The 11864-nt window shown below is 39.3% G+C and carries 15 protein-coding genes; all 15 read right to left on the reverse strand.

Annotated features, from left to right (window positions below; all coding sequences use genetic code 11):
- Positions 1-9: 9 nt before the first annotated feature.
- The 15 genes from QFZ28_RS17865 to QFZ28_RS17935 all read right to left on the reverse strand — a co-directional run bounded on the left by QFZ28_RS17865 (position 10) and on the right by QFZ28_RS17935 (position 11857).
- Positions 10-747 (reverse strand): protein-glutamine gamma-glutamyltransferase, encoded by a 738-nt coding sequence (locus tag QFZ28_RS17865; protein WP_307195894.1) that lies wholly within the window; start codon positions 745-747, stop codon positions 10-12.
- Positions 748-858: 111 nt separating this feature from the next.
- On the reverse strand, positions 859-1110 hold the full coding sequence (locus tag QFZ28_RS17870; RefSeq protein ID WP_307195895.1) for a hypothetical protein: 252 nt from the start codon (positions 1108-1110) through the stop codon (positions 859-861).
- A gap of 146 nt (positions 1111-1256) precedes the next feature.
- Positions 1257-2567: a hemolysin family protein gene (locus QFZ28_RS17875; RefSeq protein ID WP_307195896.1), complete on the reverse strand. Its 1311-nt coding sequence runs from the start codon at positions 2565-2567 to the stop codon at positions 1257-1259.
- A 60-nt stretch (positions 2568-2627) separates the two neighbouring features.
- Entirely contained in the window at positions 2628-3041 is a 414-nt protein-coding gene (locus QFZ28_RS17880) for a MerR family transcriptional regulator (RefSeq protein WP_307195897.1), read from the reverse strand.
- A 301-nt stretch (positions 3042-3342) separates the two neighbouring features.
- Positions 3343-4278: a manganese-dependent inorganic pyrophosphatase gene (locus tag QFZ28_RS17885; protein WP_307195898.1), complete on the reverse strand. Its 936-nt coding sequence runs from the start codon at positions 4276-4278 to the stop codon at positions 3343-3345.
- Between the two features lie 151 nt (positions 4279-4429).
- Positions 4430-4702 (reverse strand): hypothetical protein, encoded by a 273-nt coding sequence (locus tag QFZ28_RS17890; protein WP_307195899.1) that lies wholly within the window; start codon positions 4700-4702, stop codon positions 4430-4432.
- Positions 4662-5018, reverse strand: coding sequence for an aldehyde dehydrogenase family protein (locus tag QFZ28_RS17895; RefSeq protein WP_307195900.1), 357 nt, complete (start codon positions 5016-5018; stop codon positions 4662-4664). The genes QFZ28_RS17890 and QFZ28_RS17895 overlap by 41 nt, the downstream gene beginning before the upstream one ends.
- Positions 5019-5283: 265 nt before the next feature.
- Positions 5284-6492 carry an ABC transporter substrate-binding protein gene (locus QFZ28_RS17900; RefSeq protein WP_307195901.1) on the reverse strand — a complete coding sequence of 403 codons (1209 nt, stop codon included), beginning with the start codon at positions 6490-6492 and terminating at the stop codon, positions 5284-5286.
- Positions 6493-6577: 85 nt separating this feature from the next.
- The gene (locus QFZ28_RS17905) at positions 6578-7285 is read right to left on the reverse strand and encodes an ABC transporter ATP-binding protein (protein WP_307195902.1); all 708 of its coding nucleotides are present in this window, start codon (positions 7283-7285) and stop codon (positions 6578-6580) included.
- Positions 7278-8045, reverse strand: a complete 768-nt coding sequence (locus QFZ28_RS17910; protein WP_373428086.1) for an ABC transporter ATP-binding protein — start codon at positions 8043-8045, stop codon at positions 7278-7280. The genes QFZ28_RS17905 and QFZ28_RS17910 overlap by 8 nt, the downstream gene beginning before the upstream one ends.
- Before the next feature lie 2 nt (positions 8046-8047).
- Complete coding sequence (locus tag QFZ28_RS17915) at positions 8048-9049, reverse strand: branched-chain amino acid ABC transporter permease (RefSeq protein WP_307195903.1); 1002 nt, start codon at positions 9047-9049, stop codon at positions 8048-8050.
- Entirely contained in the window at positions 9049-9912 is an 864-nt protein-coding gene (locus QFZ28_RS17920) for a branched-chain amino acid ABC transporter permease (protein WP_307195904.1), read from the reverse strand. Before QFZ28_RS17920 ends, QFZ28_RS17915 begins: the two co-directional genes overlap by 1 nt.
- A gap of 113 nt (positions 9913-10025) precedes the next feature.
- Complete coding sequence (locus QFZ28_RS17925) at positions 10026-10799, reverse strand: SDR family oxidoreductase (protein WP_307195905.1); 774 nt, start codon at positions 10797-10799, stop codon at positions 10026-10028.
- A gap of 210 nt (positions 10800-11009) precedes the next feature.
- A complete protein-coding gene (locus QFZ28_RS17930; RefSeq protein ID WP_307195906.1) occupies positions 11010-11411 on the reverse strand; it encodes a MaoC/PaaZ C-terminal domain-containing protein in 402 nt (133 codons plus the stop codon).
- Positions 11408-11857, reverse strand: a complete 450-nt coding sequence (locus QFZ28_RS17935) for a MaoC family dehydratase N-terminal domain-containing protein (RefSeq protein WP_307195907.1) — start codon at positions 11855-11857, stop codon at positions 11408-11410. Before QFZ28_RS17935 ends, QFZ28_RS17930 begins: the two co-directional genes overlap by 4 nt.
- Positions 11858-11864 lie beyond the last annotated feature (7 nt).

Consider the following 11864-nt stretch of genomic DNA (forward strand, 5'->3'; position numbering starts at 1 on the left):
CCTTTTTTTTTACCGTAACAAGCTAATGATTTTATAATTTGGTCTTGTGATCATACGCATAAGGTAGGCAGATTCATCAGCGTTTTCTTTTCTCTTTCCGTTTAAAAAATTTATAATTGCCTTAGAATCTCTAATTCCAATCCCATGCCCATAGAATTTATCATTGCCAAAAAAGATTGCATTTTCAGCCCGCCACCACGGCTGCCTCGGGTCAAAATCTGGATTTTTAAAATGTAAAACATCCCCAATAAGAAAATCCTCACCATCTTTTTGATACACCGGGAGATCCTCGTCAAATTGCCAATCCATTAAGTATAGACGCCTAAAATACGTATTAAATGCCCTCGGTCCAATCGTATACAGGACAGCGATGTATAAAACGATAGCAATTGCAGTTGCACATTCAAAAGCATAGAGCTCCCCATTTTTTACGATATCTTCGATTCCTTCGGAAGGATTCACTCCCTCACGTAAAAGAAACCCTCCGTTTGGCAATCGATACCAGTATTTTCGGTTAGGAAAGGAATAAGCGAAAGTCGTAAACTTTGCACCACTTTTGTCTAATGCAGTTGCTGCTTTAACAGTATTTACTCTGAATAGTAATTCAAACTTTAGTTGCTGTATGGATTCATAGTGATAAATCATAGGGTAACTCACCATTTGTTTTATAATCACCTTTTGTTCGGTGCTTGTAATGTCTTTACTAAGTTCCTCAGGCTTAACAATTTGGCTATTTAAACTAATCATTTGATACCTCCTTTTTTACACCATATGACTCTATTCCTAGTTACATGCAGATAGGAATCAAGAAAAAAGCCAGAATCCCTGCTGTGGACCTGACACCGTAATTAAGGTTATTTATTTTCTGAAAAAATGTACGATTAGTGCACCAACAATCGAGCCAATCGCGATCAATCCAAAAATGATAAAGTAAAGACGCTCCGCCAAATCAGCCATTCCCTCTCCTGGAAAAAACGCTGACTTTCCATAAATAAAAATGGCAGCTATAAATAACACAAATGATGGTACCCAAACAATCCAGCTCGGCTTAACCTTTATTAATAAAAATGGAATGAGCAACCCGATAAGAAATACCACTAAGAATAGCATATCTTCAACCCTTTCAGGACCTTTTATTCATTAGACGTATAAACGGCGGCTTCCGTTCCGTTAAACAGACGGAGATTAAGCCCATTTTTCTACAAGTATTTTTACAGACAAAAAAACCTCTTGTCGTATAAACAAGAGGGGTAGGTTTAGGCTATAGATTCGTGTTTCATTAGTCTTACAATTTCTAATAATTTAATATGGTACCCATCAATTTCAAGGACCTTAAATTCATAATCACCATAGTTAATTTTATCACCCTCGACGACATCCATTTTTTCAGAGAGGATCCATCCGCCAATGGTATCCATTTCATCATCATGAATATCTAGACCGAATAAATCATTTACTTCATCGATTAATACTTTACCGTCCACCACGGTTTTATTTTCGCTGATTTTGTTGATTTCTGGTACTTCGTCTTCGTCAAATTCATCGCGAATTTCCCCAACAATTTCTTCCAGAATATCTTCAACTGTAACTAATCCTGCTGTACCACCATATTCATCCATTAAAATGGCCATATGAACACGTTCTTTCTGCATTTTAAGTAATAAATCATGGATGGCAATTGATTCGATAACTTGAATTACCGGTCGAGTATATTCTTCAATGGATGTATCAAGGTTTTTACCGCTGATATAATCTGTTAAAACTTCCTTCATGTTCAACATACCAACAATGTTATCCTTTTCACCATCAATGACTGGATATCTAGTGTAATTTTCTACCTTTACAATCTCTAAACATTCTTGTAATGTTTGCGATTTGTCAAAAGCGACGATTTCAGTTCGTGGAACCATGATTTCTTTTGCAATCCGATCGTCAAATTCAAAGATATTGTTTACATATTTGTATTCAGACTGATTAATTTCACCGCTTTTGTAGCTTTCAGAGATAATTAATTGAAGTTCTTCCTCTGAGTGAGCCTCTTCATGTTCCGAAGCAGGTTTTAAGCCAAAGATTCCGACAATAATACGAGCCGAACCATTTAAAGTTTTAATAAAAGGGTACATTAATTTATAAAAAAGGATCATTGGTTTTGCAAAAAGTAACGTTACAGCCTCGGCCTTATGGATGGCGATCGTTTTAGGCGCTAGTTCCCCAACTACAACATGAATAAAGGTTACAGATGCAAAAGCGATAATAAAGGACAAGATTCCTGCTGCGGATTCAGGAATGTTAAAATGAGTAAATAATGGATGAAGTAAGTGTTCAACGGTTGGTTCACCTAACCAACCTAAGCCTAACGCAGTAACTGTAATACCTAGTTGACAGGCTGATAAATACTCATCTAAATTTGATACAATTTTCTTAGCTGCAATTGCTTTTTTATTGCCTTCTGCTACAAGCTGATCAATTCGTGTACTGCGGATTTTTACGATGGCAAATTCGAAAGACACGAAGAATGCCGTAAAAGCAATCAAAATTGCAATTACAATCAAGTTTATAATGGTCAATGGTCTCCTTACTTTAAGTGAAAAGTAAGGAATACACCTCCTGGTTTTTGTAAATGTAAGTTAACTCAGTAATAATAATAAGGTTTGAGCTAAAGGTACACCTTGCGAAGAAAGTTTATTTTTCACCATTTCTTTCTGACCGCTGTTTAGTTTATCAAGAATTGGCTCGATTGCTTCTATTTCTTCTTTTAAGTGACGCATTAGGATCCCAATCTGTTCAAAATGCTTTTCTACCTTTTGTTTATCCACACAGTTTTCCGTCTTAATTAACTCAATCGAAGATTTAATCTCCTCAAGCGGCATATTAAGATTTTTATAGTGTTCAATTAAATGCATAATTTGAATACAGTCTTCTCCATACAATCGATAATTAGAATCCGTCCGAATAGGGTTTAGTAAGCCTATTTGGGTGTAATAATCGATTGTTCTTTTGGAGATGTTCATTAACTTAGCTATTTCGCCGATACGATACAACTTCCCAACTTACTCACCCCTTCCTATTATTATATAATATTAGCATATCCGAAACTGTACAGTCAACGTAATAGTTTTGATTACAAGAATAGGCTGTTGATTTGTGCTCCAGGCACTTCGCTTTCCACAGGCGGTTCGGGAAGCCTCCTCGGCGCTAAAGCGCCTGCGGGGTCTCCCCTGTCCCGTCCTCCTGCAGGAGTCTCGCGCCTTCCGCACAAATCAACAGGTTCTATAATCAACATTTTTCCTTTAATTCAGCTAAAAAACCGTTCCTATAATATAAGAACGGTTTCCTTTGATATTAAATCCCTTGATTAAAAATATCAGTCAGAACTGGGACGATTTGTTTCTTACGGGAAACGACGCCCTTTAGGACTGCTGTATTATTCTCTAAGGTAACATTGTACGCTTTTTCAACTGCATGGGTTTTACTGCCTAATGCTAAACCAACAGAGTCATTTGTTAAGATATCCGTAACGACAAATAAGAATAGGTCCAGGTTCTTTTCTGCAATATTTTTTGAAATCGCAGCTTCTAATTCTTCCTGGCGGGCTAAAACCTCAGCAGTATCAACTGCGTTTACTTGAGCGATTTCTACCTTGCTTGAACCCATTTCGAATTCTTTTGCATCTAAGCTGATTAATTCTTCTATGGTCTTGTCACTTAGATCTGCTCCAGCTTTTAGCATTTCCAGGCCGTAGCTTTCTGCGTCAACACCTGCAATTTCAGCTAGTTCTTTTGCAGCTGCAACGTCTTCAGCTGTACAAGTTGGCGATTTAAACAGCAATGAGTCTGAAATAATGGCTGATAACATTAGACCGGCAATTTCCTTTTTGATTTCCTTGCCATTTTCTTTGTACATTTTATTTAGGATGGTTGCTGTACATCCAACTGGCTCACAACGATAGTACAAAGGATCACTGGTTTCGAAGTTAGCGATACGGTGATGATCGATTACTTCTAATACACGAACGTCCGCGATATCATTGGCACTTTGCTGGCGCTCATTGTGGTCAACTAAAATAACTGAATTCACTTCAGAAGCTACGTTTTCAACTAAACGCGGCACCTCTCGTTTAAACGTGTCTAACGCATATTGTGTTTCACCATTCACGCTTCCTAAACGGACTGGTTCTACATCCATTCCAAGCTGTTTTTTCAAATCTGCATAGGCAATTGCAGAACAAATCGTATCTGTGTCAGGGTTTTTGTGGCCGAAAATAAGTACTTTTTCCATTGTAATAACTCCTAATCGTATTAATATATGTAGACAAGCTCCATTACTCGAGTTTGACCCTAACAAAAATTATATATGATTCTCTCCTAGTATTCAAAAAAAAAATAAAAACCTAGCCAACGAATATCCGTTCGCAGGCTAGGCAACAAAGTTATTTTACTCCAAGTGGAACAACTCTTTGCCCAATGGCTTCGATTAATTCCTTTGGCATTGCGAAGCTCAGTGCAGCTGGGTCTTTCATGACGGCTGGTACAGTTTGTGCTAGATTTTCTTCCGTGATATTGTACTGAGTGAAATCAGCAGGAAGGCCGACTTTATGCTGCAGCAAACGGACTTTTTCTACTACCTTTGCTAAAGCCGCTTCAGCAGTATCACCTTTCACGTCAACATTTAATGCTTCTCCTAACTCTTTTACCTTTGGCAAATATATTGACATCACGAGTCCAAACACCTGCCGCCAATCCATAGATACTATCATTGGCCATCTTAATGGCTTCGTCTAACTCAGCATAGCGAATCAAACATAAAACAGGTCCGAAAATTTCTTCCTGTGCAATTTTCATATCATTTGTTACGTTGGTAAAAATCGTTGGTTCTACAAAGTATCCATCTTCACAGCCCGCTACCTTAACTTCCTTTCCACCGCAAACAAGGGTTGCCCCCTCTTGTTTACCAGCTTCAATATAAGAAAGAATCATTTCTTTCTGTTTCTTAGAAATAGCTGGTCCTACATCTGTCAAAGGTTTCTTGATTGCTTGCAGGCTCCCACTTTCCATTAATAAACAGCGGAAAACTTTGAGCTTCGACTTTTACTGTCATTTTCCTTCCTCCTTTTTATAAAGACCTTTATAATACGCCTAATTCACTTTCTGAGAATCTATAAATCTCTTCAATTTTTTTGCCTTTTGCACGTGCTAGAATTTAGACCACCCATGAATTCCCCCTTGTGCTAACCACACGAGGGAGCTTTATATAGATATGCCCTGCTCTACTAAACTATCGCTATTAATCTACTTTGATTGGAACAATTTTGCCATCTTCAACTGCGGCTACTGATAAATCAAATTCAAATCCGCCATCTTCACCAATTTTGTCAATCGTATAGATCTTTTTATCGTCTGCTAAATTGTCTAATCCAGCCTGCATATTAGCACGGATTTTTTCAACATCATCCACCGAACCAGCAGCTTTCATGGCTTCAACAAATACATGCATGCCAATATAGTTGAGACCCGCTTCAGAACCAGGATTTTCCCCATACTTATCATTATATCGTTTCACAAAATCAGGAATCGCAGCTTCTTGTGAATCTACTAGCGGCATAACACCAATCGAACCATTCAATAAGTCATAGGATCCAGTTACTGACTTCATTTCATCAAATTTCGCCTGGTCCATAACGATAAAGCCGCCTTTGAAGCCAAGCTCACGAGCTTGTTTTGCTACTTTCGCAGTAGGCTCAGAGGCACCACCGATGAACAATACATCTGGCTTCTCTTTTAGCGAATTCGTTAAAATCGTGAAGAAATCTGTTTCTTTGGTAAAATCGATCGCAGAGTCATAAACCACTTTACCGCCTTCTTTTTCCCAGTAAGTCTTTAGGTTGGCTGCCCAGTCCTTACCATACTGAGAAGCAGTTGGCAGGAATGCAACATTCTTACCAAAGTTGTCCATTGCATACTCGGTGAAAGGCTGCAAATACCCGTCATAACGCGGCGGGATTCGAACCGTTAATTTATTTCCAACTTCAGTAATTTGCGGTTCACTTGAATAAGCGCCAATTATAAATTTATCCAGCTGATTAAATACCTGTAATGCGAAAATTCCGCCGCTGTGCGGTGTAAAAATAATCGGCGGTTTATTTTCTTGAACTAATCTCTTGGCGTTTGCTCCGGCTTCATTTGGCAGGTATTTATCGTCTAAGGAAACGATATTTAATTTGTACTTCTTTCCGTTCACTTCAAAGCCGCCAGCCGCATTTACTTCATCAGCCGCCATTTTCACACCATTTAATGTTCGCTCTCCATAAAAGGCAGCTGGGCCGCTTAATGGACCTGTATAGCCGATGTTAACGGTTCCTACTTCCTCTGAATTATTGTCATCTTCCTTTTGATCATTATCTCCGGATGTATTGGTTGAACTATTGCAGGCTGCAAGGCTGAAAATTAATACGAATACCATACTGAACATAAAAAGCCACTTCATTTTTTTCATGTTTTCCCCCTTGTATTTTCATAGAATTTTCAGTTGCACTACGTGGTGAATGTGAACCATCACCCCCTTAGAAGGCAAACAAATTTTAAGCTCCTATGTACGCCTTCCTAACCTCATCATTAGCAAATAATTCTAGTGATGTACCTTGAAGGACAATGGAGCCATTTTCAAACACATAGCCTTTATCTGCAATTTTTAATGCAGCGTTGGCATTTTGCTCTGCCAGGAGAATCGTCGTCCCCTCACGATTTATTTGCTGGATGACCTCAAACATCTGCTCGACAATCAATGGCGCTAGACCAACCGATGGTTCATCGAGGAGCATCAATTTTGGTTTCGACATTAACGCCCTGCCGATGGCAAGCATTTGCTGCTGCCCACCGCTCAATGAACCAGCAGCATCTTCCTTTTTATCATGGAGTATCGGAAAAAGTTCGTAGACGTGCTGTAAAGACTTTTTAATTTCATCCTTCTTCCTTCTGTGAACAAATGCTCCCATTCTTAAGTTTTCCTGTACAGACATCGCTGGGAAGAGCTTTCTACCTTCTGGACATTGACCAATCCCTAATTGAACAATTTTGTCCGCAGACACCTTGTTTAAAGATTTTCCTTCAAAAAGAATTTCACCTTCTGCAGGCTTGTTTAATCCGCTAATCGTACGAAAGGTAGTGCTTTTGCCGGCACCGTTTGAACCTAATAGGACGACGATCTCTCCCTCATTCACTTCGATGTTTATGTCATGAACCGCGGCAAAACTGCCATATTTGACAGAGATGTTTTTCAAACTAAGCAATTTCCCCACCTCCCAAATAAGCCTTTATGACAGCCTGATTATTCTGGATTTCTTCAGGTTTCCCCTCGGCAATCTTTTCTCCATAATTCAATACCATGATTTTGTCAGCTAGTTTCATAATCATTTGCATTTTGTGTTCAATCAGACAAACGGTAATTCCCTTAGCAGCCATTTTTTTCATTAAAACCGCTAAACCCTCGGTCTCATCGGGATTGACTCCTGCCGCAGGTTCATCAAGAAAGACGATTTCAGGGTTAGTGGCCAGTGCCAATGCAAACGCTGTTCGTTTTTTCTCCTCCTGTGTTAAACCTGCAACAGGTTTATGTGCTACTTTTTGTAGATCAACAAACTCAATTACCTCCATAGCTTTTTCACGGCAAAGATCTTCTTCTAATTTAAGCCGCTTTGTCCGGAAAATCGCATCAAACAAATTAGACTTTGTCCGTAACCTATGCCCGACAATGATATTATCCAACACACTGGATTGCTCAAATAGATTCGTAGTTTGGAAGGTCCTCGCAACCCCTAGCTGTGCGATTTTATTAGAAGGTAATTTAGTAACATCCTTCCCTTTAAAGATAACCTGTCCCGAACTTGGAGGATGAAAGCCGCTGATTAAGTTAAAAAAAGTAGACTTACCAGCACCATTCGGACCAATGATGGCGTTAATTTTTCCTTGTTCAATCGTAAAGTCAACATTGTTAACAGCCACTAATCCACCAAATTTTTTTGTTAACTTCTTCGTTTCCAAAAAAATCATCCTTACCCCTCCTTTACTTGTTCTTCAGGCAGTTTCTTAGCACTCATGATTGATTGGTGAACCGAGGTTTTTCGTTTTTGAGTCCAGCTTGCGACGGCTCCGACAATTCCGCGCGGATAGAAAATAATTAACAGAGTTAACACGGGTCCGAAAACGAGCATCCGATAATCCTGTAAAAACTGAAGCCGCTGCGATAGGACAACAATCAGGATCGTACCAACAATGGGTCCACTTAAGGTGCCAATCCCTCCAACAAGTAAATAGGTTAGAAAATCAAACACAATCATAATTGAGCCGATATCAGGTCCAATAAAACGGACAAAAGCTGCATACAGTGCGCCGGATAGCCCCGCTATCACCGCGGAAATGACAAATACTGTTAGTTTATTTTTCATCGTGGAGATCCCGATGGTTTGCGCCAAATCTTCGCTATTTCGAATGGCGATATAGGTTCTGCCTGAAAGTGAGTGAACAATACGATACATGATGAGGACGACAAGGAGCAGGAAGAACAAAACTAAGTAGTAGTGGCTTTGTAAGGTTTCAAAAGAAAGTGGTCCGATGTTTGCCGGTGCAGGAATACCTATCAGCCCCCGAACTCCTTCGGTTAAGCTGTCCCATTTATCAATGACAAGATAGATAATATAGCCGACACAGAGCGTATAAATCGCAAAAAAATGCTCTTTTGTTCTAAGAGAGATGAGGCCGACAAAGAATCCTATGACACCTGTAATAACCAGGGATAGAAGAAGTGCTGGCCAGAAATTCATTTCTGCTTTGGTGGTTAATAAACCTAGTGAATAGGCTCCTATTGCAAAAAAACCGGCATGTGCCAAGGAAAGATAACCAGTATAACCCGCAAGCAGATTAAGGCCGTATACACCAATCATCCAAATAAAGGAGAGAGTCATCACGTGGATGAAATAATCATTTTGACTGATTAATGGAAAGACAATGGCTAGTAAGATAAGAAGTAGAATAACAATTCTTTGAATTTTTGACATTAATGTCCCCCCTTTGAAAAAAGACCTGTAGGTTTAACAGATAAAATTAGAACGAGGAGGACAAAGGCAATAATGTCCTTATAGTCATTGGAAATATAGGTCGCCCCTAAGCTTTCACTAAATCCTAAAATATAGCCTCCTAAAATGGCTCCCGGTACACTTCCCATACCGCCAAGAATGATAATTACAAATGCTTTTAAAATGACTAACTGCCCCATTGCAGGGAAAACGAGATTAATAGGTGCACTTAACGACGCAGCTATTGCCGCTAAACCACCAGATATCATGAAGGTAAGCATAGCGACTTTATTCGTGTTGATTCCAACAAGGTTTGCTCCTTCACGATTTTGTGACATCGCAATAATAGTTGAACCGGTAAAGGTTTTTTTCAAGAATAATGTTAATAGAATCATAACGACGATAGCTGATATGACTATAAGCAAGCGCTGCATTGTAAAGGTCAATCCCAAGATTTCAACCACCTGACCATATGGAGTTGGCATACTCTGGAATTCGGCCCCCCAGACAAATTGAGCGAACGCTTCTAAGAATAAGAGAATACCAATGGCAGCAATTTTATCATGGATTGGAGGTGCTTCTCTAAGAGGATGGAATACGAATCTTTCCATTAAAACACCGAGAATACCAACAACCAAAATCGATACAAAAATAGCAATCCAATAATGTAATCCATACTTGGTCATCATCATTAACGTTATGTATCCCCCCATCATGTAAAGTGCACCATGTGCGAAATTAGGAATGTGCAGGATCCCATAAACAAGCGTTAAACCTAAAGCTACTAGACTGTAAACGCTTCCAATTGTTAAACCATTAAATAATTGCTGAATAAGAATCTCCATTGGTTCCCTCCTTTGATTATCTAACGATTTTACAAGGGAGCAAACGTGAGATTGGCTGCTCCCTTGAGCGCGTTACTGAACCTGATTAACTATTTTTAAATACATGTTATACTTTACATTGCGTGTGCGCCGCCATCCACAACAACAATGTCCCCTGTGATAAAATCAGATGCGGGTGCTGCTAGGAAAAGTGCAACTCCTTTTAGGTCGGTATCTGAACCAAACTTACGCAATGGAGTGCCTTGTAGAATACCTTCGCCGCCTTTCTCTAGCAGTCCTTTTGACATTTTCGTAGGGAAAAACCCTGGCGCGATTGCATTAACATAAATACCGTGCGGACCCCATTTAACTGCTAGATCCTTTGTAAAAGTAATTACCGCTCCTTTGGAAGTGTTGTAGCCAATCGCATTCATAAAATTAGGATTACTTCCCTTAAGACCCGCTACCGAGGCAATGTTTATGATCTTTCCTGATTTCTGCTCTAACATAACTTTTCCCACAGTCTGTGACATAAGGAATGTTCCTGTAACATTGACGTCGATTACTTTCTTCCAAGCCTCGAGTGGCATATCTTCTGCCAGGGCCCCCCAAGTAGCGCCGCTATTATTTACTAGGATATCGATTCTTCCAAACCTTTCTAACGTAAGGTCAACTACATTCTTTACATCCTCTGGATTGGTTACATCACATTTTATGGCAAGGCTCTCGACACCGATTTTCTTTAACCCTTCACTTACTTCCTCACACGCCTCAAGTTTCCTTGAACAAACTACTACATTAGCACCAGCTTCCGCAAATCCTTCAGCAATTTGCTGACCTAGACCTCGTCCACCTCCTGTAACGATTGCGACCTTTCCAGTTAAATCAAATAACTCTTTCACATGCATTGCCGTTTCCTCCCATTGTGAATTTACTCTATCTATTTAAAAATTTTACATACTAACTGGTTGGTATGTTGCTAAAGACATAGTATACAAAATATTTATAATATTCAATACTATTTTTTCACCAAATTTCTCTTTTCTACATAACCCGCTTTCGAATAGTAATTAACCCAGCCAATAGATAGAGCGCTCTTTTGGCCGGGTTATCGGTGATTAGTATTGGGTAAACAAAACTTCCCCTTTTAAAACTTCATTTCCATTTTGGTTAACAGCCTGAACTTGAAATCGAAGATTAGTTCCATTTATTTCCTTCAATGTTGCATTTAGTGTAATTACATCATTTAAGAAAACCATTCCTTTAAAGCGGATGGAATAATCCTTAACGAATCCTTCTTCAAAATATCGCGTAAAAAGCTTAGCAAGATTGCCCATTGTCCACATACCATGTGCAATAATCCCTGGCAGGCCCGCTTTTTTCGCTTCCTCGTCGATCGTATGGATGGGATTAAAGTCGCCGGAGGCACCTGCATATTTTATTAAATCAATCCGTGAGACCGGGTCTAACTGGATTTCTTTAAGTGATTCACCAACTTGTAATTGCGTAAGAGTACTCATTTTGTCAGCACCTTCCTCACAGCTTCAGAAATAACAATGGTTGATGTTGAACTAAAAATCACGTTACCAGCCAAATCTTCACCAAAGCTTTCTAAGACAAGAAAACCCATTTCGCCAAAATTTCCTTTTTTCTCAAAGTATCGCTTCATTTCGGAATAACAATGAAGTTCCTCACCAACAACTAAGGGACGCTGGTAATGAAAAGTTTGCTCCCCATGGATTAATCCTTTATTCGGCAGATGTAATCCCTCAATCTCCCCATAATCAAACGTTCTTGGGAATGTTGGTGGAGCAATGTTGTTTTGATAGCGTGAATTTTTTCCTATTTCTTCATCAAAATAGATAGGATGAAGGTCTCCAATTGATTCCGCAAATTTCTTTACGGCACCTCTTTCCACCACGTTTTTCACTTTCGTGGAACGTTTACCAACCTGTTCACTGAACAATTTATCT

It is taken from the genome of Neobacillus niacini (assembly GCF_030817695.1).
GTDB classification, from domain to species: Bacteria; Bacillota; Bacilli; order Bacillales; family Cytobacillaceae; genus Neobacillus; species Neobacillus niacini_F.

What these genes read in the sequence shown, in the direction of transcription:
- QFZ28_RS17915 (WP_307195903.1), bottom strand. Translation starts at nt 9,049, where the DNA reads ATGTCAAAAATTCAAAGAATTGTTATTCTACTTCTTATCTTACTAGCC.
- QFZ28_RS17870 (WP_307195895.1), bottom strand. Translation starts at nt 1,110, where the DNA reads ATGCTATTCTTAGTGGTATTTCTTATCGGGTTGCTCATTCCATTTTTA.
- QFZ28_RS17885 (WP_307195898.1), bottom strand. Translation starts at nt 4,278, where the DNA reads ATGGAAAAAGTACTTATTTTCGGCCACAAAAACCCTGACACAGATACG.
- QFZ28_RS17930 (WP_307195906.1), bottom strand. Translation starts at nt 11,411, where the DNA reads ATGAGTACTCTTACGCAATTACAAGTTGGTGAATCACTTAAAGAAATC.
- QFZ28_RS17910 (WP_373428086.1), bottom strand. Translation starts at nt 8,045, where the DNA reads ATGATTTTTTTGGAAACGAAGAAGTTAACAAAAAAATTTGGTGGATTA.
- QFZ28_RS17900 (WP_307195901.1), bottom strand. Translation starts at nt 6,492, where the DNA reads ATGAAAAAAATGAAGTGGCTTTTTATGTTCAGTATGGTATTCGTATTA.
- QFZ28_RS17920 (WP_307195904.1), bottom strand. Translation starts at nt 9,912, where the DNA reads ATGGAGATTCTTATTCAGCAATTATTTAATGGTTTAACAATTGGAAGC.
- QFZ28_RS17925 (WP_307195905.1), bottom strand. Translation starts at nt 10,799, where the DNA reads ATGCATGTGAAAGAGTTATTTGATTTAACTGGAAAGGTCGCAATCGTT.
- QFZ28_RS17865 (WP_307195894.1), bottom strand. Translation starts at nt 747, where the DNA reads ATGATTAGTTTAAATAGCCAAATTGTTAAGCCTGAGGAACTTAGTAAA.